Genomic DNA, 23,931 nt, shown 5'->3' with positions numbered 1-23,931 from the left:
CGGCCGTCTGCCGCGGTGATCATAATGGTCACCCCTTGAACAGTACAAGCCTCCTTGGGGAAACAGGGTACAAGCGCCTGCTTCTGCTCAAGAAAGGAGCAGTGACCGGCAGACCTGGCGGGCGGGCCCTGTCTGACTGCGACGCGGTGGCCTCGGTGGGGTCGAAGGGCGACCTCCTTCTGGCGTTGCTCTGGCCGAGGTGCTGAACTCGCTGTGCAAGGCCGAGCTGATCCTTGGGTCGCCTCTACTTCGAAACAGTCGCCACAAAACCTGTGGCTTGATACTGGACACAAAGCTCTCCCACAACGAAAAGCGCCCACCCCGCAGGGTGAGCACGCTTCGTTGGTTGAGACGACCCCTACGCCAACTTCGCATGACGAAAGTTCGTATAAGGGTGTCATGGTGCGCGAGAAGGGACTCGAACCCTCACGCCCGAAGGCACCAGAACCTAAATCTGGGGCGTCTACCAGTTCCGCCACTCGCGCTCGCAGCCGCATCCGGCCGAACGTGCCCGGCACCGTGCGGTGCCAGTCGGAGCGTTCGGTCTACGGCCGCGCACAGCCTAGCAGTGGCCGGGCCCCGGATGAGACACGGCGCTGCCGGCGGTGCCGGGCCCGCCGTCGGCCCCGTCGGCGCCATCGGGCTCCACACGCACCTGCAATCGGCGGCGCCGGCCCCGCAGCGAGTGTGAGGTATGGCGCTGAGGTTTCGGCGTGGCCTAGAGTTTCGACATGGCGCAAGACAAATCCATCCGTACCACCGATCAACTCCCCGCCATCCCCACCCCCATCCTCGATGCCCTGGCCGCGGCCGGCGCCCCCTTCAACCCGGCCGCCGCCGTCCCCGAGCCGCAGGACGCGCCCGCACTGCGCTGGGGCATTCTCGGCGCGGGCGGCATCGCCGCCACCTTCGCCACCGACGTGCCCGCCTTCTCCTCCGGGCGGATCGTCGCCGTCGGCAGCCGCGATCGGGCTCGGGCGCAGGCCTTCATCGACGCCCACCCCGACGCCGGCAAGGGGCAGTCGGTGTGCGCCCACGGCTCCTACGAGGCGCTCGTGGGTGACCCGGACGTGGACGCCGTCTACATCGCCACCCCGCACAACTTCCACTGTGAGCAGGCGCTGCTGGCGCTGGAGGCGGGCAAGCCGGTGCTGGTGGAGAAGTCCTTCACCCGCAACGCCGCCGAGGCGCGTCGGGTCTTCGACGCCGCCCGCGCGGCGAACCTGTTCGCCATGGAGGCCATGTGGACGCGCTTCCTGCCCGGGCAGGTGCTGCTGCGGGCACTGGCCGGCAGTGGCGCGCTGGGGGAGCTGCGCTACGTGCGCGCCGAGCACCTCCAGTCGCTGGAGCATGTTGAACGCCTGAACCGGCCCGAACTGGCCGGTGGTGCTCTGCTCGACCTGGGCGTGTACTCGGTCAGCTTTGTGCACTCGCTGCTGGGCGCCCCGACGGCGCTGACGGCGGTCGGGCGACTGTCGGAGACGGGCGTGGACTTGGACGAGTCGGTTTCCATGACCTACCCGGGTGCGCTGGCGGTGGCCGTCTCGAGCATGTCCGCCGCCTCGGAGACGGCCGGCGAGGTGGTCGGCACCCGCGGCAGGCTGGTCCTGCCCACGCAGTTCTACCGGCCCGCGCCGCTGGAGGTCGTCCTGGGGGAGGGGCCGGAGGCTCGGCGCCACGAGTGGGACGCCACCGTGCCCGGTGGTTTCCAGTTCCAGGCCGCCGAGGTGGCCCGCTGCATCGCCGCCGGCAGGACGGAGTCGCAGACCATGCCGTGGAGCGAGACGCTGGCGGTGCTGGAGACCATGGACGAGGTGCGCCGTCGGCTCGGCGTCACCTACCCCGGGGAGTAGCCGCCGGTCGTCGGGAGTTCAGTCGTCCAGGCCGAGTTCGCGGCGCAGGCGGTCGACGTGGCCGGTGGCGCGCACGTTGTAGCGGGCCAGGGCGACGTCGCCGTCGGCCCCCACGACCACGGTGGAGCGGATCACGCCGGTGGTGGTGCGACCGTAGTTCTTCTTCTCCCCCCACGCGCCCCAGGCCTCCATCACGGTGTGGTCGGGGTCGGACAGGAGCGGGAAGGGCAGGGACTGCTTCTCCGCGAAGCGCGCCTGCGCGGCGGGCGGGTCGGGGGAGATGCCGACGACGGCGTAACCGGCGCGACGCCATCCCTCCAGCGAGTCGCGGAAGTCGCAGGCCTCCTTGGTGCAGCCGGCGGTGCCGGCCCGCGGGTAGAAGTAGACGACCACGCCGCGCGCGGCGCCATCTCGCAGGGAGGCCAGGGAAACCGGGGTGCCGGACTGGTCGGGGAGAGTGAAGTCGGGGGCGGTGTCGCCGACGGATAGCTGAGGCACGGCGTCCTCCTGTTGCCTGCGGAACTGGTGCTGACTCCGCAAATGTAGCCCGTCGCCGATGCGTTGGGTACGACGAGGGCCGCCACCGCGGTGTTGCGGTGGCGGCCCAGGCGTGTTCAAGGCATATCCGACGGCGTCCGAGGCCTTGCGCCGAGTCGAACGCCGCCGGTTGTTTGAACCGGCCTGTGTGTCACGACAGCCGGTCTCGGCACGGGATCAGTGCCGGTTTCGCGGGACTGGCGCCCGCGGCTTACGGGCAGCGCGAGAACAGTTCAGGCGGCGAGCGCCAGAGCGTCCTGCGCGGCCTGCAACCGCTCGAGTGCGCGCTCCAGACGCGACGGCGAAGCGGTGTTGTCCAGCGACGCCAGTTCGGTGCGGGCGGCGGCGAGTTCGCGCTCGGCCGCGGCGCGGGTGTTGTTGGAGTTGATCAGGTACATCTCACCCTTCCCTTCATGGCCCCTGTGGGCCCCTCTGTGCCGGGCGGATGGCAGGTGGTTTCTGCGACCCGGCGTTGTGATCTGGTCTGTGCGGTCCGGGGAAGTTGCGCGTCCGCGCGACGGCTTCCGTTCGGCCCGTGGTCGGCGGGCTGCTCGCCTCGCAAGTGGTGCGTGACCGCTCGAAGGGACTTGCCTACCGGCCGACGCATAAGCAACACCGCTGGCGGTGAAGGGTATTCCCACGACCGGGGGACGGAGTGGGCATGAACCGCACGGATCTCCGCGGTGGCGGGAACAATGCTCACCGGATCCGGTACGGCGCCGCAGCCATGTGCTGCTCTGCGTGGTACCCCCTCAGGGACTCGAACCCTGGACACCCTGATTAAGAGTCAGGTGCTCTAACCAACTGAGCTAAGGAGGCTTAGCCGGTCAGGCGCTTCCGCCTGGCGACGAGAAGGACTTTACGCGTCCGGCGCCGCCGAGTCCAACCGAAATGGGCTCAAAACGCCGTTGTGTGCGTGAAGTCTCAGGGCTGTCAGCTGCGTCTCGGCGCCCCGCCGTCCCCGGACGGAGCGGCGAGCAGGGCCGCGAACTGATCGGTGGCGGTGATCAGTGTGGAGAGGGTCTCCGGTTCGGCGAAGGAGTGACCGGCTGCGGCCGAGACGTGCAGCTCGGCCTGTGGCCACGCCCGGTGCAGGGCCCAGGCGGTTCCCATCGGGCAGACGACGTCGTAGCGGCCCTGGACGATCACGCCCGGAATGCCGTGCTCGGCGAGCACGTGCGCGTCGGCGATCAGCTGCCCGTCGTCCATCCAGCCGGCATGGTGGAAGTAGTGGTTCTCGATGCGCGCGAAGGTGGTGGCGAAGGCCGGGTCCTGCGCCTCGTCGATGTAGGCCTGGTCGCGCAGCAGCGTGGAGGTGGCCGCCTCCCAGGTGGTCCAGGCGCGGGCGGCGGGGCCGTGTACCGCCGGATCCGGGTCGGTCAGCAGCTTGTGGTAGCGGTCGATGAAACCGCCCGGGGCGGCGCCCTCGCCGGCTCCGGCCACATACGCCTCCCACTCGTCGGGCCAGATCATGTCCGCGCCGTCGCCCTCGTAGAACCAGTCGAGCTCGCGCTTGCGCAGCGTGAAAATGCCGCGCAGTACCAGTGCCAGTACGTGGCGCGGGTGCCGTTCGGCGTAGGCCAGCGCCAGCGTGGAGCCCCAGGAGCCGCCGAATACCAGCCAGGACTCGATGCCCAGGTGCTCGCGTAGTCGCTCCATGTCGGCCACCAGGTGCCAGGTGGTGTTCGTGCTCAGGTCGGCATTCGGCTCCCAGGCGTGCGGCAGGGAGCGGCCGCAGCCGCGCTGGTCGAACAGGATGATGCGGTAGCGCGCGGGGTCGAAGCAGCGGCGGTGCTCGGGGGAGCAGCCGCCGCCGGGCCCGCCGTGGACGAATACCGCGGGAATGCCGTCCGGGTTGCCGCAGGCCTCCCAGTAGATGCGCTGCCCGTCGCCGACGTCGAGCAGACCCGAGTCGTAGGGCTCAATGGGCGGATAGAAGGTGCGTTGCCGGTCTGCCGTAGAGAGGGCCGGTGCGGCGGTGTCGTGCATGGGCTCATTGTGCTTGATCGCCGTCGTGACTGTTCCACGCGGACCCTCGGCGGGCGGTACCGTAGACACGTGAACGCCCCGATCGTGACTCTTGCGACCTCAGCCGACTACGCGGACCTCGATGAAGACGACCGCGGGCTGCCCGACGCGCTGCGCGAGCGCGGCATCGAGCCCCGGATCGCGGTGTGGAACGACCCCGGCGTGAACTGGGCCGACGCCGGCGTGGTGGTGCTGCGCTCCGTGCGTGACTACGCCAAGAACCGCAACTACACGGACTTCCTCGCCTGGGCCCACTCAATCAGGCGGCTGATCAACCACGCCGACGTCGTCGACTGGAACTCGGACAAGCACTACCTCAAGCGCATGGCCGAGCTGGGTGTCCCCATGATCCCCACCACCTGGCTGGAGCCGGACGCCGGCTACTCCAAGCACCAGGTCCACACCCGCTTCCCGGCGCACGGCGACTTCGTGGTCAAGCCCGCCATCTCCTCCGGCGGTCGCGGCACCGGCCGCTACACCGCCACCGACGCCAAGTCCCGCGCCGACGCCATCAACGACACCATGCACCACCTCGGTCGCGGCCGCAGCGTCATGGTGCAGCGCTACCTGGAGGAGGTCGACCGCAAGGGCGAGGTGTCCCTGGTGTACTTCAACGGCGTGCTGTCACACGCGGTGGAGAAGGCGCCCATGCTGCACCCGTCCTTCCGCTCCGTGGACGAAGTGCACGAGGAGATCGTCACCGCCCGCGAGCCCAGCGAGCAGGAATGGCTGTGGGGCGAGCGGGTCCGCAAGGCCATCCACACGATCATTAAGGAGCGTTCGGGTCGGGACATTCAGCTGCTGTTCAACCGGGTCGACGTCGTCGGCGACGGACAGGGCGGCTTCTACCTGATGGAGGTCTCCCTCATCGACGCCGGCCTCTACCTCGGTTCTGCGCCCGCCGCCCTGGACAACTTCGCCGACGCCATCGCCCAGCGCGTCTTCTGGTAGGGCTGGGGCTGCCGCGCAGGTGGCCCACGGCCCATGGCCCGACGGCAATCAACTGTGTGGGGTTGATTGAGGTTGAATCAACCGAAAATGGTTGTGTTTTGGGGATGCTGATGGGAGCATGCAGGCATGTACGTGCTCACAGTGGACCAGGTTGCGAGCCGAGCGGGCGCGGATGAAATCCCGGACCTCATCCGCTTGCTCGCTGACGTTCCTGCACTGGCTCCCTTCGAGCGGACAGTCGGAGACGAGGCACAGGGGGTGCTCGAAGACGCGGCCGCGGCCGTTGCATGTGCACGTCGTCTCCTGGCGGCCGGCGGATGGCACATCGGTCTGGGGATCGGTACCGGTGCGCTAGGTGAGCACGGGTCGCGCTCGGGAGGCGGAGCAGCATTCATCGCCGCACGGCAAGCCGTGGAGGAATCCAAGTCGTCTCGTGTGTCGCTCGCAGTCCGTACCGGTGCCGCCGATCGGGAGGCACGTACGGCGACGGCCGATGCCGAGGCGGTGCTGCGGCTTCTCGGCGTGCTGATCGGTTCCCGCACCAGGGCTCAGCGCTCGGCCCTGGCCCTTCTTGACGCCGGGCTCAGCGGCAAGGACGCGGCGAAGCGGCTGGGGGTAAGCGGCCAGGCCGTCTCCAAGCATCGGGTCTCATCGCACTACGACGAGGAAGTCGCTGCCGTGCCGGCCATCGAGCGGCTCCTCGACCGGGCGCACCGGCTGTCAATGGGGCTGGAGACATCGGCAGATATGGCGGGTGACGTATGACTCAGGCCTTGGCGAGTGTGGTTGTAGTCCTTTCCTGTTTTCTTCTCTCCATTTTCGGTGGTTGGGGGATCGTCGCACTGGTCTTGCGCTGGGCGCGCGTGCCCGAGCTGCCGCCGTCACGGGAACCTACGCCCGCAGGTTCGACTGCGCCGGTCTTGTCTCCGAGAGACGACTCCGAGTCCCCGGTTCTTCGCGGTGGCACCTGGATCGGAGTGCTTGAGCGCCTGGCGACGACGGGTGCCCTTCTGTCCGGGCATGCGACGCTGATTGCCGTGGTCGTTGCGGTAAAGGGGCTTGGGCGCTGGGCGGATCTGAAGGACAACCCCGGGTCGACGGAACGATTCATCATCGGCACGCTCGCCTCCCTGACATGGGCCGGCATATGCGGGATCATCGGCGCGGCGCTGCTGGGGTAGCACCGGACGGGTTCCGGCGGGCACGGGTCAGGGATGACTCAGGGTCGTCTCCTGCGTGAGGATGAGGCGCCGGCGGTTTGCGTCGGGTAGACATGGGCTCATGCGCACACTGCTCAACATCATCTGGGTGGTTTTCGGCGGTTTCTGGCTGTGGCTGGAGTACATGTTCTTCGGCATCATCGCGTGCCTGTTGATCGTGACGATCCCCGCCGGCATCGCCTCCTTCCGCATCGCCTCTTACGCCCTGTGGCCCTTCGGCCGGGAGGTTGTGGAGATGCCGCATGCCGGGGTGATGAGCGGGTTGTCCAACGTCATTTGGTTCCTCGTCGCCGGGATCTGGCTCGCCATCGGGCACATCACCACGGCGGCCGCGCAGGCCGTCACCATCGTCGGCATCCCGCTGGCCGTCGCCAACCTGAAGATGATCCCGGTGACCTGCTTCCCCTTCGGCAAGCAGATCGTGCCCGGCCGCGGCATCATCTGAGCCGCCCCGCCTGTTGTAGTCGCCTTGGGTGCGCGATCCTGCCCGCCGCAGCCTTGTCCGCCGAGGACACCCAGTAGTAGCCGACTCTTCGGCGCTCGGGCCGGAGTTCTCAGGTGGGGATCACGCCGGCTGGCGGCGCGGTTCGCACCGGGTGGGACTGCCTTCGATCTCTTCGAGGGCTTCTGCGCGATCACGGAGCCTGCGCAATCCGCGCAACACGGCTGTGCGATGCTTGCGGCTGACTATCCACCCCGGGAGCCGCTGCTCCATGCCCCTGCCCACGTCTGTGTCACGTTTACGGCGCAAGTCCGCCGCAAGATAGTCCATGAGGTACTCGGCATGAGCCCGATTGGCGACCCACAGGGAATGGCCGGCGCACGAGTCTGTAAGGAAGAAGGGCAGACCGTAAAGGGCGTCGTACCCGTCGGAGACCCGAGTGGAGACGGAGACGCCGGTCAGCTCCTGACGGGCGCCGCAGGCGCAAGTGCGTGATGGGCGGGAATGGGCGGACAGCCGAATCCTTGTCTTCTCGCGCCGACCGTCATAGAACTCGGCTTGCAGGACGCGGGCGAAATCCTGACATTGCAACGGGCCGCCTACATCACCGAGGCCACGGCACACAGCGACTTCGGTCTCCCGCCCCTGACACAGACCCTGGCCGAGCTGCAGGAGGAGCTCTCCGACCCCGCCGTAACGGCGCGCGGTATCCGAGATCGCGGCTGTCTCATCGCGGCCATGCGCCTGCGCCACAAAGGCGACGCGGTTGAACTCGGGCGCCTCATCGTCGCTCCCGACCGCCAGGGACAGGGCCTGGGCACCCTCCTGCTGCGCCATGCCGAGGCGGTCTTCCCGGATGCGCGTGAGATACGGCTGTTCACCGGCGAGCACAGCGCCGCCAACATCCGACTCTACGAGCGGCTCGGCTACCGCGAGGCTGGGAGAACGACCGCAGGTTCCTACCAACTCGTCCACTTCACCAAGCCGCTCACCCGAGCCGGCCGGTGGAGGGCCTCCTGAGCGTCCGGTGCCGCCTGGCAGCCGGCGGCGCTCAGCTCTGCGGGCCGACACGCAGCAGGTGCACAACGGCGGCATCGGCCTGGTCGCATTCGGCCAGGTCCACCAGGGCTGTCAGCCGCCAGTCGTGGTCGCCCGCCGAGTCCTCCAGGATCTGGGTGGCCAACCACACGCGCCGCCCCGAGCCGACCAGCGCCTCGCGCAGCCGCTCCGACACCCCGGCCGCCGCCAGGGCCGCATCATCCGGTGCCTCATCCAGGGGCGCCAGCGCCACCGCCCGGGCAGGCGTATCCGTGCTGATCCAGTCGTACTCGTCCCAGTAGCGGCCCAGCGCCTCATCCCAGCGGTCCTCGCCCCAGCCGGAGGCGGCATCCAGCCGTCCCAGCCCCTCGACGTCGTCGCGCGCCATGAGCTCCACGCGGCGGAACATCTCCCGGCGCACCGCCACTCGGAAGGCGTGCAGGTTGCGGGTGAACGGCAGCCTGCCGTCGGCGTCGGCCCCGAAGGCTCGCTCGGCCCCGGCCGCTCCGTCGGCGGCCTCCCGCTCCAACAGCGCCGCGCCCTCCTGGGCGTGACCGGCCTGGGCGGCACCCAGCGCCTCCCATTCGTCCAACAGGGAGGAGTCCACGGCGCGCACCAGGTCGCCCAGCCAGTCGGTCAGTTGCTCCACCTCCTCGGTGCGGTGCTCCTCGGGCACCACCTGCCGCAGCGCCCGGTAGGCGTCGGTCAGATAGCGCAGCACCACCCCCTCGCTGCGGCCCAGGTCGTAGCGGGAGATCAGGTCGGAGAAGGTCATGGCGCTCTCCACCATGTCCCGCACCACCGACTTCGGGCTCAGCTCGTACTCGGCCGCCCACGGGTTGGACTGCTTATACATCTCCAGCGCCGGAGCCAGCAGGTCCGCCAGCGGCTGTGGCCAGGTGATGTCCTCCAGGGCCGCCATGCGCTCCTCATAGTCCATCCCCTCGGCCTTCATGGCGGCCACCGCCTCGCCGCGGGCCTGCCGCTGCTGGGCGTACAGCAGCGGCCGTGGATCGTCCAGGGTCGACTCCACCACCGAGACCACGTCGAGCGTGTGCTCGGGCGAGTCCAGATTCAGCAGATCCATGGCCGCCAGCGCGAACGGGGCCAGCGGCTGGTTCAGGGCGAACTCGTCGGGCAGGTCCACGGCCAGGCGCAGCCGGGGGCGGCCGTCGGCGGCGGCCTGGGCGGAGGAGACGTGCTCCAGCACCCCGGCGGTGCGCAGGGACAGGTAGATCTCAATCGCCCGGCGCACGTGCCTGCGTCGGGCCGCCTCCGGCTCGTGCACGCGCTCCAGCAGCTGCGCCATGGCCCGCACCGGATCGCCGTCGCGCTCCATCAGGTTCAGCACCATGGTGGTGGTGACCTGGAACTGGCTGGTCAGCGTCTCCGGGGCGGCGTCGCGCAGCCGCTCGAAGGTCTTGTCCGTCCAGTTCACGCGCCCCTCGGGCGCCTGCTTGCGCACGATCCGGCGGCGCTTGCGCGGGTCGTCGCCGGCCTTGGCCAGGGCGCGGGCGTTCTCGATCACGTGCTCGGGCGCCTGCACGATCACATACCCGTGGGTGTCGAAGCCGGCGCGCCCGGCCCGCCCGGCGATCTGGTGGAACTCTCGGGCGGTCAGGTGCCGCTCCTTGGCGCCGTCGAACTTCACCAGGCTGGTCAAAACCACCGAGCGGATGGGCACGTTGATGCCCACGCCCAGGGTGTCCGTGCCGCAGATCACCGACAACAGGCCGGTACCGGCCAGGCGCTCCACCAGCCGCCGGTAGCGGGGCAGCATGCCGGCGTGGTGCACGCCGATGCCGGAGCGCAGCAGCCGCGACAGGGTGCGCCCGAAACCGGGCCCGAAGCGGAAGTCGCCGATGGCCGCCGCCAACTCCTCCTTACGCTTCTTCACCCCCAGGTCCACGCTCAGCAGCGCGGAGGCCCGCTCCACCGCCTCCTTCTGCGAGAAGTGCACCAAGTACACGGGCGCCTTGTCCTGCCCCACCAGCCGCTGCAGCAGGTCGCCGATCGGCTCAATCGCATACTCCCACTCCAAGGGCACCGGCCGCACGGCGTCGTCGACGACGGCGACCTCCCGGCCCGTGCGCTCGCGCAGGTCCCGTACGAAGAAGGACACGTCCCCGAGCGTGGCCGACATCAGCACCATTTGCGCCTGCGGCAGCTCCAGCAGCGGCACCTGCCAGGCCCAGCCGCGCTGCGGGTCGGCGTAATAATGGAACTCGTCCATCACCACCGTGTCCACGTCCAGCGTCTCGCCCTCGCGCAGGGACTGGTTGGCCAGGATCTCCGCCGTGCAGCAGATGATGGGAGCGGCCGCATTGATTGAGGTGTCGCCGGTGACCATGCCGACGTTGTCCGCCCCGAACAGGCCCACCAGCTCGAAGAACTTCTCACTGACCAGCGCCTTTAGCGGGGCCGTGTAGTAGGAGCGGCCGCCACGCGCCAGGGAGGCGGTGTGCGCGGCCAGGGCAATCATCGACTTGCCCGAGCCGGTGGGGGTGGCGGCGATGACGTGCCGACCGGACAGGATCTGGCTCAGGGCCTCGTCCTGATGCGGATACAGCGGCCGCCCGGTGGACTCGGCCCACTCGGCGAAGGCCAGGTAGACCTCCTCCGGCTCCGGGACGCGCTCCGCGTCGTCGGCGGGGATGAGGGCGTCGAGCATGACGTTGAGCGCGGGCGCGGTAGAGGCGGGCATGCGGCCATCGTCTCACGGTGCCCCGCCGGTTCCGGGACGGCCGCCCCGGTTGACGCTCCTTGACGGTCTCCCGGCTGACGGATACGGATGTGGCAGGCTTGCAGGACACCATCACCCACACGATTGGACCGGATATGGACCCCCGCAGCCGAGTAGAAGCATTTCTGGCGGACTATGCCGCCGCCCACGCGCGGGTGAAGCCGCTGTTCTATCCGCCGGATGACGAGGAGACGACCGCCAGCCGGCACTCCGCCGGTCCCGGGGGAGCCCGCAAGCGGAGCAGGGAAGGCGGCGAGAAGCGCTCTGAACCCGATCCCTTTGACGCCTGGAGCCAGGCTATGCACGCCGTCGAAGCGGCCCACCGGACCGAGCGGTCCCAGGTTAAGCGCGTGCGCGGTTTCTCCTCAGAAAGCGACTACAGTCCACAGACCTGCAAGGTGGAGCGGGCCGAGGAGTACGGGAACTGGGCCCGGGTGCGGGTGGCGCGCACCGGCGGCCGGGGCTGGCCCATTGTTGAAGTCGTCCTGCGCAACGACTCGCGGGACTGGCTGATAGACAGGATCGACGAGTACCACGAGGATCCCGGCCAGACCCTGGTGCCGCAGGAGCTTCGCGACAGCTGGCTGCACGCGCCGGACGGGACGGCACCCTATGAGGACATTAGTCTCAGCCCGGACGCGGACGGCCCCAACCCCGGCGCACTGTTCCACGACGGCTGGTCCCGCGTGCCCGTGGACACGTTCGAGCTGGCGGAACAGGTGGATGAAATCGAAGGCCCCCTGTGGCGGCAGGCGATCGCCGAGGCCCAGCGCCGGGCACAGGTACTGGCGGTCAGGGTGCAGACCATTGGGGGCTTTCCGCACGCGGGCGTGTTCGCGGTGGGCGACGCCGGCTCGGGCGCGAACATGATGTACGCGTGTGCGTTGCGCGTGCCGCCGGGGGATGCCACCGCCCAGGCGCTGCTGGCGACGATTGAGACCGACACCGGCTCCTACGAGCGAGTCGCCGCCGTCCGGGTGCTGCTCGCCGACGCCGAGGCCGTGCACTGGCGTGCGGCCGCGCTCCTCCCAGGGCGCGGGATCGCTGTGGGCGTGGACTCGGGCACTGCCGCGATCGTCGACGCCGCCGCATACATACGTCTGACGCGGCGGCAGTGGTGGAATGTCTGGAATCCGTTCCCGGAGCGCCGTTGGGAGGATATGACGATGTTCGACTATGGCGCCGGGCCCATCGGGGTCATGACGAGCTCCGGATGGGGGGACGGCACCTACGCCGTCTACTGGGGGTTCGACCGCGATGATCGTCCGGTGCAGCTCATGATCGACTACGGAGTCGTCCGGGAGGCGGTGGCGCCGCCGCTCGCACAGTCGCAGCCCTGAGTCCCAAGTCGACGGCTCGACCACCCTGGCAATGCCGACGGCGTATGAACATGTGGACGGATGTCGGGTCGCGGCGGGGTTTGTGCGATGATGCCGCGCGTTCCCGTCTCCCCACGCGGAAGGTCGCAAGCCCATGGAAGCTCTCGCCGACAGTCTGCTTTCGATCGCCGACTGGATCACCGCACACATCACCATGTGGGTGCTGGTCGGCACCGGCCTGTTCCTGACGATCCGCACCCGCGCCGTCCAGGTGCGCCACCTGCCCAACATGTTCCGGGCGGTGAGCTCCTCGCGCGCCGGCGCTCACGGCGGCATCTCCTCCTTCCAGGCCTTCGCCATCTCCCTGGCCGCGCGCGTGGGGGTGGGCAACATCTTCGGCGTGGCCGCCGCCCTGCTCATGGGCGGGCCCGGCGCCGTGTTCTGGATGTGGGTGGTGGCCCTGGTGGGCATGGCCACCGCCTTCTTCGAGGCCACCCTCGCCCAGATCTTCAAGGTCCGCGCCGACGACGGTTCCTTCCGCGGCGGTCCCGCCTACTACATGCGATCCGGCGTGGGCAGCCCCGCGTTGGCCGGCGTCTACGCCGTCATCACCCTGGTCACCTGCGGCTTCATCATCACCTCCGTGCAGTCCAACGCCGTAGCCGGCACGCTTCTAGGCGCGATCGGCGACGACGGCTCCGCCATCGAGGGCTTCGGCGGCTTCTCCGCCGCCCAGCTGGTCATCGCCGCCCTGGTCTTCGTGTTCACCGCCATGGTGATCTTCGGCGGCATCCGCACCGTCGCCCGCGTGACCGAGTGGATGGCCCCGATCATGGCGGGCATCTACATCGTCCTGGTGTTCATCATCTGCCTGATGCACCTGGGCCGCTTCGTGGAGGTGCTCGGCCTGATCATCTCCTCCGCCTTCGCCCCCCAGCCGCTGGTCGGTGGCCTGGGCGGCGGCATCCTCGCCGCCGTCGTCAACGGCACCAAGCGCGGCCTGTTCTCCAACGAGGCCGGCCAGGGCACCGCCCCGAACGCGGCCGCCACCGCCACCGTCGCCCACCCGGTGCAGCAGGGCCTGATCCAGTCCCTGGGCGTGTTCATCGACACGATCGTGGTGTGCACCGCCACCGCCTTCGTCATCCTCATTGCCGGACCCGAGGTCTGGGGCGCCAACGGCGCCAACCCCTCCACCCTGACGATCATGGCCGTCTCCCACGAGTTGGGCGGCTGGACCATCCTGCCCATCGCGGTCCTGATCTTCGTACTCGCCTACTCGTCGATCATCGCCGCCTACGTGTACTCCGACACCAACATGTCCTTCCTGACCGGCGGCAAGACCTGGGCCACCTGGACGGTGCGCGTGGTCTCAGTCGTCTCCGCCACCGCCGGCGCCGTGCTGTCGCTCGACATCGTCTGGAACGCCGTCGACATCGCCATGGCCGTGATGACCGTGACCAACCTCGTCGCCCTGATCCTGCTGTCCAAGTGGGGGGTGGGCGCCCTGCGCGACTGGGAGGCCCAGCGCCGCGCCGGGGTTGAAGAGCCCGTCTTCGTTGGACACGACAACCCCCACCTGCCCGCCGACGTGCCCGGCGACGTTTGGAACTGACCGCCTACCGCCACCCAGCCACCGCCCCCGAGAGCCCCACCTGCAAGGAGCCCCGATGTCTCAACCCGCCATGAGCCTCGCGAACCTGGAGAACACCCTCAACCAGGTAGACGACATCTTCTACACCTACTTCCTGGCCGCCCTGCTGATCGCCGTCGGCATCTACGTCACCATCCGCACCCGCGCCGTGCAGCTGCGGCATTTCGGCTCCATGCTGCGGGCCGTGGCCTCCTCCCGGTCCGGCGCCCAGGGCGGCATCTCCTCCTTCCAGGCCTTCGCCGTCGGCCTGGCCGCCCGCGTCGGGATCGGCAACATCGCCGGGGTGGCGCTCGCCGTCGTCGCCGGCGGCCCCGGCGCCCTGTTCTGGATGTGGGTGGTCGCCCTGATCGGCATGGCCACCAGCTTCACCGAGTCAACCCTGGCCCAGATCTTCAAGGAGCGCGGCCGCGACTTCACCTTCCGCGGCGGGCCCGCCTACTACATCAAGAACGGACTCGGCTCCAAGACCTGGGGCGCCATCTTCGCCGCCATGTGCATCGTCAGCGTCGGGGTCACGGTGGTGATGGTGCAGACCAACTCCCTGGCCGGCGTCGTCAACGCCACCGTGTCCACGGTTGAGCCCTGGATGGTCGGCGTGGCCCTGGTGCTGCTGACCGGTCCGGTGGTGCTCGGCGGGCTGAAGTCCGTGGCCCGCGTTACCGAGGTCGTTGCACCCCTGATGGCCCTGGCCTACGTGCTGGTCACCATCGTGGTGATCCTGATGAACCTCGGTGAGATTCCCACGGTCTTCTGGGAGATCTTCCGCGGCGCCTTCGGCCGGGACCAGGCCCTGTTCGGCACCGCGGGCGGCATGCTCGCGGCCGTTCTCAACGGCGTGCGCCGCGGCCTGTTCTCCAACGAGGCCGGCCTGGGTACCGTCCCCAACGCCGCCGGCACCGCCACCACCAGCCACCCCGTCCGCCAGGGCCTGATCCAGTCCTTCGGCGTGTTCGTGGACACCGGCCTGGTGTGCACCGCCACCGGCCTGCTGATCCTGCTGGCCACCGACACCTACCAGCCCGGCAACGAGGGACTCGTCGGCGCCGTCCTCACCCAGCAGGCCGTCGCCGAGCACCTGGGGCAGTGGACCACCTGGCCGATCGTGGTGCTGATCTTCGTGCTGGTCTTCTCCACCGTGCTCGGCTGCTACTCCTACTCCCAGGTCAACGTCAACTATCTGGGCGGCGAGCGGCGCGCCGAGCAGGCCTTCGGCATTCTGCTCACCGCCGCCGCCTTTGCCGGCACCGTCCTGACCCTGCCGATCGTGTGGGCACTGACCGACATCGCCCTGGGCCTGCTGGGCGTGATCAACCTGGTGGTGATCGTGCGCCTGTTCCCGTGGGTGCGCGGCGCCCTGCGCGACTACGAGGCCCAGCGCGCCGTCGGCGTCATCCCGGTGTTCGTCGGCCACGGCAACCCGCTGATGCCGGGGGACACCCTGCCCGGCGTGTGGGAGGATCCCATCGCCACCGTCGACGGCCCACTCGACGCCGTCGACGACGCCCGACTGACGGGGAACTGACCCATGGACACCCTGAACGAACTACTCACCGGCGCCTCCAATCTGCTGTTCGGCACGATCCTGATCTGGCTGCTGCTGGGCGCGGGCGCCTGGTTCACCATCCGCACCCGCGGCCTGCAACTGCGTCACCTCGGCTCCATGATGCGCTCGGTGGCCGGCTCCCGGTCCGGTGCTCGCGGCGGCATCTCCTCCTTCCAGGCCTTCGCCGTGGGGCTCGCCTGCCGCGTGGGCACCGGCAACATCGTCGGCGTCGCACTCGCCCTGGTCCTGGGCGGACCCGGGGCCGTGTTCTGGATGTGGGTGGTGGCCCTGCTCGGCACCGCCACCGCCTTCGTGGAGGCCTCCCTGGGGCAGCTGTTCAAGGTGCGCCGCGGCGACGGCACCTACCGGGGCGGCCCCGCCTACTACATGGCCCGCGGCATGCGCCTGCCGGTGCTCGGCGGCGTGTTCGCCGTCGTCTTCATGGTGGCCAACGGCCTGGCCATGCCCATGGTGCAGGCCAACGCCATGACCGCGGCGCTGGGCGCCTCCACCGGCCTCAACCCCTGGTGGGGCGCGGCCATCGTCACCGTGCTGGTCGCCCCCGTGCTGCTGGGCGGGCTGCGTTCGGTGGTGCGGGTGACCGAGTGGCTGGCCCCGATCATGGCGACCCTGTACCTGCTGCTGGTGCTGGTCATCATCGTCACCCACCCGCTGCAGGCCGCCGAGGCGATAGGCGACATCTTCGCCGCCGCCTTCAACCTGCGCGCCGGCCTGGCCGGCACCGCCGGCGGCATCACCGCGGCACTGCTCAACGGCGTGCGCCGCGGCCTGTTCTCCAACGAGGCCGGCCTGGGCGGGGCGGCCTGCGCCGCCGGCTCGGCGACGGTCGCCCACCCGGCTCAGCAGGGCTTCGTGCAGGTCTTCGGCGTGCTGGTGGACACCCTGTTCGTGTGCACCGCCACCGCCCTGGCCATCCTGATCGCGGGCCGTTCCGACGGCGCCGTATACACTCCCGGCGTCACCGGCCTCAAAGATCCAAACGTCTCCGGCACCCTGACCCAGACCGCGATCGGGGCCACGCTGGGGGACTGGACCAGCTGGCCGATGACGCTGCTGGTGTTCGTGCTCGCCTACTCCACCATCCTGGGCGCCTTCTCCTACGCGGAGGTGTGCCTGGACTACCTCACCCGCACGCCCTGGGTGACGACGGCGCTGCGCGCGGCCGCCGTCGCCTGCGCCTTCATCGGCGGTGGGATCGCCCTGACCACCGTGTGGACGCTGGCGGACGTGCTGCTCGGCATCGGCGCCGTCCTGAACCTGATCGCCCTGGTGGCGCTGACCCCGTGGGCGGTCGGCGTGCTGCGCGACTGGGAGGACCAGCGCGCCCGGGTCGTCGCCGGGGTGCAGAGCGCCGCGGACGTCCGCTTCGTCGCCGTCGACAACCCCTACCTGCCCAGGCCGCTGCCCGGTGACGTATGGGATGACGACGCCGTGAGATCGCCAACATTACAGGCGGATGACGCCGTGAACTAAATACAGTGAGGACCGTTCCGCCTCATCCGCAGGCTTCGGCGCCTGCGGTTCCGGGACGGCTCAAACCGTCAAGGGGCGGTCCGCGCGACCAGCCCCCGCGCCCTCCCGCCGGCGCATCCCGACTACGTCCGGAGACCCATGAATCCCACCGTTCTGCCGACCGCCGGCTTCTTCGACGGCCCCGCCAAGGTACTGGAGAACATCTCCGATCATCTCTACGGCGACCTGCTGGCCTGGCTGCTGATCGCCGCCGGCCTGTACTTCACCTGGCGCACGCGCGCGCTGCAGCTGCGACTGTTCGGGCAGATGCTGCGAACCATCACCTCCTCCCGCGGCGCCGTCGGCGAGGGCATGTCCTCCTTCCAGGCCTTCACCGTGGGGCTGGCATCCCGCGTGGGCACCGGCAACATCGTCGGCGTGGCCATCGCCATCACCATGGGCGGGCCGGGCGCCGTGTTTTGGATGTGGTTGGTGGCCCTGGTGGGCATGGCGACCGGATTCGTGGAGTCCACCCTCGCCCAGCTGTTCAAGGTCGCTCACCCCGATGGCACCTTCCGCGGTGGCCCCGCCTACTACATCCACAAGGGCCTGGGCTCCAAGACCTGGGCGAGCATCTTCGCCGTGGTGATCACCTTCGTGTTCGGCTTTGCCTACGAGGCCACTCAGGCCAACGCGATCTCCAACGTGCTCAAGGGCACCTTCAACATCGAGCCCTGGGTCACCGCCATCGTGCTGGTGCTGATCACGACGCCCGTCGTCTTCAAGGGCATCAAGCGGGTTGCCGCCATCACCGAGTGGTTGGCCCCGCTCATGGCTCTGATCTACGTGATCATCGCCGTAGTGATCCTGGTGCTGAACGCCGGCGCCATTCCGGGCGCACTGCTGTCCGTGTTCGAGGGCGCCTTCGGGGCGAACCAGGCATTCTGGGGGCTCAGCGGCGGCTTCATGGCGGCGGCCCTGAACGGCATTAAGCGCGGCCTGTTCTCCAACGAGGCCGGTGAGGGCTCTGTGCCGAACGCGGCCGCCACCGCCACGGTGCACCACCCGGTGCAGCAGGGCTTCATCCAGTCCATGGGCGTGTTCGTGGACACCATCGTGGTTTGCACCGCCACCGCGCTGATCATCCTGCTGTCGGGCGTCTACGACCCGGCCACCGCCGACGTTGACGCCGCCGGCACGCTGACCGTCAACTCCGTCAGCAATGTGCTCGGCCCCTGGGCCCAGTACCTCATGGCCGTGGTGGTGTTCGTCTTCGCCTACTCCTCGCTGCTGGGCAACTACGCCTACGCGGAGGTCAACATGGACTTCCTACGTGGCATGGGGCGCCGCCACTACGGGGTGCGCGCCATGATTGTGGTCGCCGCTGCACTGGGTGCGGTCGCCTCGCTGACCTTCGTGTGGAACCTGTCCGACGTCGTCATGGGACTGATGGCGATCATCAACATCATTGCGGTCCTCAGCCTGGGCAAGTGGGCCTTCGGGGCGCTGCGCGACTGGGAGCAGCAGCAGGCAGAGCTGCAGGCCGGGCTGCGGGACAAGATCTACTTCGTGGCCACCGACAACCCCTTCCTGCCCGCGCAGCTGCCGGGCGACATCTGGACCGAGGAGTCCGCGGTCCAGCGCGACCTGGACGCGGTCGAAGTCTCTGCCGAATAGGCGGGCGGATTCGGCCGGTCCGCGCGGCGCGACGGTGCTCGCGGGCCCGTGCGGTACCGCCGCACTCGTCCGCCCGCGCGGCGCGACGGCGCTCGCGGGCCCGTGCGGTACCGCCGCACTCGTCCGCCCGCGCGGCGTCAATCATCTAGGGTCATGCCATGAAGATCGCACGCTTTTCCACGGGAGACGAGCTCCGCTACGGCATTGTTGACGGCCTGCCCACCGATGAGGCGGCCCCCTCGGGCGAGTCCGCCGGCCGCCTGCTGGTGCTCAAGGGCGACCCGCTGTACACCGTCCCCGAGGCGACCGGCGAGGTGGTGCCCCTGAACGAGGCGCGCCTGGTCTCCCCGGTGATCCCACGCTCCAAGGTGGTGGGCATAGGCAAGAACTACGCGGCCCACGCCGCCGAAATGGGCGGGGAGGCCCCGGCCGACCCGATCGTCTTCCTCAAGCCCAACACGGCCGTCATCGGCCCGGACATGCCCATCGTGCTGCCCGACTGGTCGCGCGAGGTCCATTACGAGGCCGAGCTCGCCGTGGTCATCAAGACGGTCGTCAAGGACGCCTCCCCGCGCGATGCCGCCGCCGCGGTGCTCGGCTACACGGTCGCCAACGACGTCTCCGCCCGCGACTGCCAGCGCCAGGACAGCACCTGGACACGAGCCAAGGCATTCGACACCTCCTGCCCGCTCGGGCCCTGGATCGAGATTCCGGAGCCCGCGGGCGAACGCCCCGCCTTCGACCCCGCCGACGCCGTGGTGCGTGCCCGCGTGGATGGGCGGGTCGTGCAGGAGGGCAACACCGCCGACATGATCCATTCGGTTCCCGAACTGATCGCCTACGTCTCGCGCATTTTCACGCTGCTTCCCGGCGACGTCGTACTCACGGGCACGCCCGCCGGCGTCGGTGAGATCCACGCCGGCCAGCGGGTCGAGGTCGAGGTCGAGGGAATCGGCTCCTTCGGCAACCCGGTCGTGCGGCGCTGAAGCGGGCGTCCCGCCTCAGGAGCGCAGGCGGGCGACGGCGTCGACCAGGCGCTGGAGCGCCTGCCGCATGATTCCGCGCCCGGTGGCCAGGTTGAGCCGGCAGAACGACTCGTAGCCGGCCCCGAAGGCGGCCCCGTCGTTCATGACGACCCCCGGCTCGCGGCGGAAGTAGTCCGCCGGGGTCACGCCGTCGGGCAGCTCCAGGCCGGAGCAGTCCAGCCAGGCCAGGTAGGTGCCGGACGGGACCGTGATCTCGAGGCCGTCAACCTCGGCGAGTGTCTCGGCCACCAGCCGCCCATTGTCGCGGATGTATCCGCGCGCGCAGGCGTTCCACTCCTGCCCGTCGCGCAGTGCGGCCACGGTCGCCTGCGCGCCGAGCAGCGACGCCTCATTGGCCAGGTGCTTGGACAGGGGGCTGTCATTCCAGGCCCGTCGGGCTCCGGCGGAGGCGATCAGCTGCGCGCACTTGAGGCCGGGCGTGTTCCAGCCCTTGGAGGCGGCGGTGGCGGTGAAGGTCAAGTCCGGGTCGGTGCCCGGGCGTGAGGCGTAGGGGACGTGCACGGCCTGCGGGTCCAGGATCAGCGAGTTGTGGATCTCATCGGCGAAGACCGGCACCCGGTAGCGGGCGGACAGCGCGGCGACGGCGTCCAGCTCGGCGGGCGACAGCACCCGCCCCACCGGGTTCCAGGGGTTGCACAGCACCAGCAGGCCGGCGCCGGCGGCCATCGCCGCCTCGATACCGTCCAGGTCCAGCGCCCAGGTCGTGCCCGCGGCGGCGTCGGCGGTCGCGGTACGCAGGGACGGCACCTGCACGCATTCGCGTCCGTACAGGCCAGGGTAGGAAAGGAAGGGCATGTAGGCCGGGGTCGGCACGATCACGGCGCTGCCCGGTCGGGTGTGGTGGGCGATCACCGCGCCCAGGGCGGACAGCACGTCCGGCAGCAGGCTCACGTCCTGCGCATCCACCCGCCAGCCGAAGGCCTCACCCTGGAAGCGGGCTGTTTCCTCACGGACGGACTCGGCAACCTGCGGGGGCAGGTAGCCGTAGGAGCCGTCCGTCACCGCGCGCTGGAGGACGGCGGTAACCGAGGGCGCCGTGCCCAGGTCCATCTCCGCCACCCAGGCGCCGATCACGTCACCGGGGTACATGGTCCACTTCAGTGAGCCGCGCCGCCGCATCACGTCGGGCGTCAGGGCATCGAAGGCGGCCGTGGTGGCGGCGGCATTGAATACGGGCGGGACGGCGTCGGGCGCAGGGCTGGCGGTACTCATGCGGGCAGTCTATGAAGACCGCCCGCTGCGGTGGTGTGACGGGCAGTGGCAGCAGCGGCGTCGGCGGGCGCGCGTGCGAGCCGGGCGTGGCGTGAACCATCGCCGACAGCGCCGTCGGCGGGCGCGTGTGGGAGCCGGGCGCGCGGGCGGCTAGGGTTGGCCCATCATGAGTGACGACACCGCCAAGGCCCCCGCCTTCACCCCGCCCGCCCCCGGATCCTCACCGATCCGCGTCCGCTTCTGCCCCTCGCCCACAGGCACGCCCCACGTCGGAATGGTGCGCACCTGCCTGTTCAACTGGGCGTACGCGCGGCACACCGGCGGCACCTTCGTGCTGCGCATCGAGGACACCGACGCCGCCCGCGACTCCGAGGAGTCCTTCGAGGCGATCCTCGACTCGCTGCGCTGGCTCGGCCTGGACTGGGACGAGGGAGTGGCCAAGGGTGGCCCGCACGCCCCCTACCGCCAGTCTCAGCGCACCGAGCTGTACCGGCAGGTCGCCGACGAGCTCCTGCAGGCCGGCTACCTGTACGAGTCCTTCTCCACACCCGCCGAGATTGAGGCGCGCCACCGCGCCAACGGCGAGGACCCCAAGCTCGGCTACGACGGCTATGACCGCGACCTGACCGAGGCGCAGAAGGCGGCCTTCCGCGCCGAGGGGCGCCGGCCCGTGCTGCGCATGCGGATGCCGGACGAGGACATCACCTTCAACGACCTGGTGCGCGGCCCGGTCACCTTCAAGGCGGGCTCCGTGCCCGACTACGTGGTGGTGCGTGCCGGCGGCGACCCGCTGTACACGCTCGTCAACCCCGTCGATGACGCCGCCATGGGCATCACCCACGTGCTGCGCGGGGAGGACCTGCTTTCCTCCACGCCCCGCCAGGTGGTCCTGTATCGCGCCCTGATGGAGATCGGGCGCGCGCAGCGGGTGCCCGAGTTCGCCCACCTGCCCTACGTGATGGGGGAGGGGAACAAGAAACTGTCCAAGCGCGACCCGGAGTCGAACCTGCTCATTCACCGCTTCCGCGGCATGGCGCCGGAGGGGCTGCTCAACTACCTGGCTCTGCTGGGCTGGTCCCTGTCAAAGGACGAGGACGTGTTCACCCCCGACCAGTTGGTGGCGGCCTTCGACATCCGCGACGTCAACCCCAACCCGGCGCGCTTCGATCCGAAGAAGTGTGAGGCCATCAACGCCGAGCACCTGCGCCGTCTGGAGGGCGAGGACTTCCGCAACCGGCTGGTGCCCTACCTGGCGGACGTCTACCCCGACCCGGCCGATCCCGACTGGACGGCCCGTCCCCTGGTCAGCGCCACTTCCTTCGCCGAGTTGACGCAGCGCGAGCAGGAGATCCTCACCGCGGCGGCCCCACTGATCCAGACCCGTATCCAGCTGCTGCGCGAGTCCCGCGACATGCTCGGCTTCCTGCTGGTTGACGACGCCGACCTGGAGCTCGAGGAGCGGGCCGTGTCTCGGCTGAAGGACTCGGCCCCGCAGGTGCTGGACACCGCCATCGCCACGCTCGAGGCGCTGCCCGGGCCGTGGCGCACCGAGGTGCTGGAGCAGGCCCTGCGTGCCGCCATCGTTGACGGCATGGGGATCAAGCCGCGTCTGGCTTTCGGGCCGCTGCGCGTGGCCGTCACCGGCCGGCAGGTCTCCCCGCCGCTGTTTGAGTCCATGGAGATCCTGGGGGCGGAGTCCTCCCTGGCGCGCCTGCGCGCCCTGCGTGCCCGCCTGGGCTGACTGGGCTGGAACCTGCGGAGCCCGCACGTACACGAGTTCTTGGCGTTGACACGAGTTTTAGAGGTTTGCACGTGCGCAGCGCCCGCAAACCTCTAAAACTCGTGTACGCGACGTGAACGCGTGTACTTGCAGGCTCTTCAGTCCCATAGTCCCCGGCGTCGTCGGGCATTGGCGGCGACGGCGGGCGGGAACATGCTCAGGACGTCCTGACAGAGTCGGGCCGCGTCGCGCAGGTGTTCGGCGGTGAACCGTTTGAAGGTCCAACCGGATGCCTCCTGGATGAGATCCTGGCGGACCTTTTCATCCCAGGTCGTCCCCGTAACGGTGTATTTTTCGCGGCCGTCGTACTCCGCGGCGATCCGCAGCGCAGGCCAGGCGAGATCGAGGAAGAAATGGCGCCCCTGGCTAGGAATGTCGACCCGCTGCTGTAGCGCCGCGGAGGGCAGCCCGAGGGCCTCGACCTGCCAGCGCACCACGCTCTCACCTGGGGACTCCGAGAAGGGGCTGGCGATTCGGGCGACCGCCCGCGCACGGACGGCGCCCTTCCGACCGGCCTGTTCCTCCACCGCCTGCAGAAACCTGTTGCGAACCTCCTGCCAGCGATGCTGTGATCCAGCAGGGTCGCGACGATCCGGACGGACCAGGGCGCGCATGGCCGAGTCCACGATGGTGATGGATTGGCACGCCGGCAGATCGAAAGCACAGTCGACCGCGGTGCGCATGAGGTCGGTCACCATGATGCCCTGGATCATGACCAATTGCTCGCTCGGGATCTGCAGTCTGCGTCTGCGCAGGTGCACCGCTCGCACAGCCGCACCCCTCGGCGCTAGGCGGGGAGTTCTTCCGCGGCGGAATTCCATCGCAGGCAGGACGATGGTAGGTGCCGAGGGACGTCTGGGAACGGCGGTCCAAACATCTGGTTCGGCATCGCGCACCCACAGACCGTGTACCAGCGCGGCGGACTCGTGAGTGAGGGCAGTGGCGGATCGGCGCGTCTCCCATGCGCCCCGACAACGCGCCAGGCTGACCTCGCGTTTTTGCCGCCACACCTCGGCCTGTTCGGAGGGGCTGAAGTACACGCCACGCATGAGGCGCATGAGGCCGGGGCGGCTCGGCAGATGTGGCAAGTTACTTACCGCCGACAGGATGACCGGTGGGAGAGACGGCGGCGTCGGATAAGCGTCCATGCGCCGATCCTGCGGTCGGGGTGTGCGTGGTGCCACCAGGGGCGGCGAGTTCTGTGGACAAGGGGTGCACGAACCGCACCTGTGGACGCCGGTGAAGAGACCGGCGACCGGCCGATGCTCCGGCCCGTAGTCGATATACACGAGTTCTCGGCATTGACACGAGTTTTAGAGGTTTGCACGTGTACAGCGCCTGTGTTATGTCTCAGGACATCGGTGACAGTTCTGTGTCAGGACATCGGTGACAGTTCGTGGGTTGTTGGGGGTGAC

At 69.4% G+C, this 23,931-nt stretch carries 19 protein-coding genes and 2 tRNA genes; 13 read left to right on the top strand and 8 right to left on the bottom strand.

The features are described from left to right. Nucleotides 1-400 precede the first annotated feature (400 nt). Nucleotides 401-485, bottom strand: a tRNA-Leu gene (locus DRB06_RS00295). A gap of 246 nt (nucleotides 486-731) precedes the next feature. Between DRB06_RS00295 and DRB06_RS00290 the strand changes: the two genes are divergently transcribed. Beyond that, a complete protein-coding gene (locus tag DRB06_RS00290; RefSeq protein ID WP_111818838.1) occupies nucleotides 732-1,853 on the top strand; it encodes a Gfo/Idh/MocA family protein in 1,122 nt (373 codons plus the stop codon). A gap of 18 nt (nucleotides 1,854-1,871) precedes the next feature. Here the strand turns inward: DRB06_RS00290 and DRB06_RS00285 are convergent, their stop codons facing one another. The 4 genes from DRB06_RS00285 to pip form a co-directional block, all read right to left on the bottom strand. Continuing rightward, nucleotides 1,872-2,351, bottom strand: coding sequence for a peroxiredoxin (locus DRB06_RS00285; protein WP_073330688.1), 480 nt, complete (start codon nucleotides 2,349-2,351; stop codon nucleotides 1,872-1,874). A gap of 272 nt (nucleotides 2,352-2,623) precedes the next feature. Next, a complete protein-coding gene (locus tag DRB06_RS15935) occupies nucleotides 2,624-2,788 on the bottom strand; it encodes a hypothetical protein (RefSeq protein ID WP_170866494.1) in 165 nt (54 codons plus the stop codon). Between the two features lie 344 nt (nucleotides 2,789-3,132). Further along, nucleotides 3,133-3,209: transfer RNA gene (locus DRB06_RS00280), tRNA-Lys, on the bottom strand. A 114-nt stretch (nucleotides 3,210-3,323) separates the two neighbouring features. Next, nucleotides 3,324-4,379 carry a prolyl aminopeptidase gene (gene pip / locus DRB06_RS00275; RefSeq protein WP_111818837.1) on the bottom strand — a complete coding sequence of 352 codons (1,056 nt, stop codon included), beginning with the start codon at nucleotides 4,377-4,379 and terminating at the stop codon, nucleotides 3,324-3,326. 69 nt (nucleotides 4,380-4,448) lie between these two features. Here pip and DRB06_RS00270 point away from each other — a divergent pair, with 69 nt between their 5' ends. The 5 genes from DRB06_RS00270 to DRB06_RS00250 all read left to right on the top strand — a co-directional run bounded on the left by DRB06_RS00270 (nucleotide 4,449) and on the right by DRB06_RS00250 (nucleotide 8,051). After that, nucleotides 4,449-5,369, top strand: a complete 921-nt coding sequence (locus DRB06_RS00270) for a RimK family alpha-L-glutamate ligase (RefSeq protein WP_073330681.1) — start codon at nucleotides 4,449-4,451, stop codon at nucleotides 5,367-5,369. Nucleotides 5,370-5,495: 126 nt separating this feature from the next. After that, on the top strand, nucleotides 5,496-6,134 hold the full coding sequence (locus DRB06_RS00265; protein ID WP_086614366.1) for a hypothetical protein: 639 nt from the start codon (nucleotides 5,496-5,498) through the stop codon (nucleotides 6,132-6,134). A gap of 155 nt (nucleotides 6,135-6,289) precedes the next feature. Continuing rightward, a complete protein-coding gene (locus DRB06_RS16320; protein WP_199912493.1) occupies nucleotides 6,290-6,550 on the top strand; it encodes a hypothetical protein in 261 nt (86 codons plus the stop codon). A 100-nt stretch (nucleotides 6,551-6,650) separates the two neighbouring features. Further along, entirely contained in the window at nucleotides 6,651-7,034 is a 384-nt protein-coding gene (locus DRB06_RS00255) for a YccF domain-containing protein (RefSeq protein ID WP_073330672.1), read from the top strand. A 501-nt stretch (nucleotides 7,035-7,535) separates the two neighbouring features. Then, entirely contained in the window at nucleotides 7,536-8,051 is a 516-nt protein-coding gene (locus DRB06_RS00250) for an N-acetyltransferase (protein ID WP_111818836.1), read from the top strand. A 31-nt stretch (nucleotides 8,052-8,082) separates the two neighbouring features. Here the strand turns inward: DRB06_RS00250 and DRB06_RS00245 are convergent, their stop codons facing one another. Next, nucleotides 8,083-10,773 (bottom strand): RNA helicase, encoded by a 2,691-nt coding sequence (locus tag DRB06_RS00245; RefSeq protein ID WP_181575139.1) that lies wholly within the window; start codon nucleotides 10,771-10,773, stop codon nucleotides 8,083-8,085. Nucleotides 10,774-10,862: 89 nt separating this feature from the next. Between DRB06_RS00245 and DRB06_RS00240 the strand changes: the two genes are divergently transcribed. The 6 genes from DRB06_RS00240 to DRB06_RS00215 all read left to right on the top strand — a co-directional run bounded on the left by DRB06_RS00240 (nucleotide 10,863) and on the right by DRB06_RS00215 (nucleotide 19,464). Next, on the top strand, nucleotides 10,863-12,152 hold the full coding sequence (locus DRB06_RS00240; RefSeq protein ID WP_111818835.1) for a DUF4241 domain-containing protein: 1,290 nt from the start codon (nucleotides 10,863-10,865) through the stop codon (nucleotides 12,150-12,152). Nucleotides 12,153-12,285: 133 nt separating this feature from the next. Next, nucleotides 12,286-13,746: a sodium:alanine symporter family protein gene (locus DRB06_RS00235; RefSeq protein ID WP_108967917.1), complete on the top strand. Its 1,461-nt coding sequence runs from the start codon at nucleotides 12,286-12,288 to the stop codon at nucleotides 13,744-13,746. A 70-nt stretch (nucleotides 13,747-13,816) separates the two neighbouring features. Then, on the top strand, nucleotides 13,817-15,307 hold the full coding sequence (locus DRB06_RS00230; protein WP_108969826.1) for a sodium:alanine symporter family protein: 1,491 nt from the start codon (nucleotides 13,817-13,819) through the stop codon (nucleotides 15,305-15,307). Between the two features lie 3 nt (nucleotides 15,308-15,310). Beyond that, nucleotides 15,311-16,822, top strand: a complete 1,512-nt coding sequence (locus DRB06_RS00225) for a sodium:alanine symporter family protein (protein WP_111818834.1) — start codon at nucleotides 15,311-15,313, stop codon at nucleotides 16,820-16,822. Nucleotides 16,823-16,960: 138 nt separating this feature from the next. Continuing rightward, nucleotides 16,961-18,478, top strand: a complete 1,518-nt coding sequence (locus tag DRB06_RS00220; protein ID WP_108967913.1) for a sodium:alanine symporter family protein — start codon at nucleotides 16,961-16,963, stop codon at nucleotides 18,476-18,478. Between the two features lie 158 nt (nucleotides 18,479-18,636). Further along, complete coding sequence (locus DRB06_RS00215; protein WP_111818833.1) at nucleotides 18,637-19,464, top strand: fumarylacetoacetate hydrolase family protein; 828 nt, start codon at nucleotides 18,637-18,639, stop codon at nucleotides 19,462-19,464. Nucleotides 19,465-19,479: 15 nt separating this feature from the next. Here DRB06_RS00215 and DRB06_RS00210 read toward each other — a convergent pair whose 3' ends face one another. Beyond that, complete coding sequence (locus DRB06_RS00210) at nucleotides 19,480-20,736, bottom strand: MalY/PatB family protein (protein WP_111818832.1); 1,257 nt, start codon at nucleotides 20,734-20,736, stop codon at nucleotides 19,480-19,482. A 166-nt stretch (nucleotides 20,737-20,902) separates the two neighbouring features. Between DRB06_RS00210 and gltX the strand changes: the two genes are divergently transcribed. Further along, nucleotides 20,903-22,477: a glutamate--tRNA ligase gene (gltX, locus tag DRB06_RS00205; protein WP_111818831.1), complete on the top strand. Its 1,575-nt coding sequence runs from the start codon at nucleotides 20,903-20,905 to the stop codon at nucleotides 22,475-22,477. Nucleotides 22,478-22,614: 137 nt separating this feature from the next. Here gltX and DRB06_RS00200 read toward each other — a convergent pair whose 3' ends face one another. Then, nucleotides 22,615-23,286: a hypothetical protein gene (locus DRB06_RS00200; protein WP_108967904.1), complete on the bottom strand. Its 672-nt coding sequence runs from the start codon at nucleotides 23,284-23,286 to the stop codon at nucleotides 22,615-22,617. Between the last annotated feature and the right edge of the window lie 645 nt (nucleotides 23,287-23,931).

The organism is Actinomyces sp. Z5 (assembly GCF_003287795.1).
GTDB classification, from domain to species: Bacteria; Actinomycetota; Actinomycetes; order Actinomycetales; family Actinomycetaceae; genus Actinomyces; species Actinomyces glycerinitolerans.
The sequence above is the reverse complement of the archived record's forward strand: the minus strand, read 5'-3'. Positions and strand labels throughout refer to the sequence as shown.

Bases quoted from the DNA above. Each gene is read 5' to 3' on its own strand.
- DRB06_RS00290 (WP_111818838.1), top strand. From the start codon at position 732: ATGGCGCAAGACAAATCCATCCGTACCACCGATCAACTCCCCGCCATC.
- DRB06_RS15935 (WP_170866494.1), bottom strand. From the start codon at position 2,788: ATGTACCTGATCAACTCCAACAACACCCGCGCCGCGGCCGAGCGCGAA.
- pip (WP_111818837.1), bottom strand. From the start codon at position 4,379: ATGCACGACACCGCCGCACCGGCCCTCTCTACGGCAGACCGGCAACGC.
- DRB06_RS00265 (WP_086614366.1), top strand. From the start codon at position 5,496: ATGTACGTGCTCACAGTGGACCAGGTTGCGAGCCGAGCGGGCGCGGAT.
- DRB06_RS00255 (WP_073330672.1), top strand. From the start codon at position 6,651: ATGCGCACACTGCTCAACATCATCTGGGTGGTTTTCGGCGGTTTCTGG.
- DRB06_RS00250 (WP_111818836.1), top strand. From the start codon at position 7,536: ATGGGCGGACAGCCGAATCCTTGTCTTCTCGCGCCGACCGTCATAGAA.
- DRB06_RS00245 (WP_181575139.1), bottom strand. From the start codon at position 10,773: ATGCCCGCCTCTACCGCGCCCGCGCTCAACGTCATGCTCGACGCCCTC.
- DRB06_RS00235 (WP_108967917.1), top strand. From the start codon at position 12,286: ATGGAAGCTCTCGCCGACAGTCTGCTTTCGATCGCCGACTGGATCACC.
- DRB06_RS00230 (WP_108969826.1), top strand. From the start codon at position 13,817: ATGAGCCTCGCGAACCTGGAGAACACCCTCAACCAGGTAGACGACATC.
- DRB06_RS00225 (WP_111818834.1), top strand. From the start codon at position 15,311: ATGGACACCCTGAACGAACTACTCACCGGCGCCTCCAATCTGCTGTTC.
- DRB06_RS00220 (WP_108967913.1), top strand. From the start codon at position 16,961: ATGAATCCCACCGTTCTGCCGACCGCCGGCTTCTTCGACGGCCCCGCC.
- DRB06_RS00215 (WP_111818833.1), top strand. From the start codon at position 18,637: ATGAAGATCGCACGCTTTTCCACGGGAGACGAGCTCCGCTACGGCATT.
- DRB06_RS00210 (WP_111818832.1), bottom strand. From the start codon at position 20,736: ATGAGTACCGCCAGCCCTGCGCCCGACGCCGTCCCGCCCGTATTCAAT.
- gltX (WP_111818831.1), top strand. From the start codon at position 20,903: ATGAGTGACGACACCGCCAAGGCCCCCGCCTTCACCCCGCCCGCCCCC.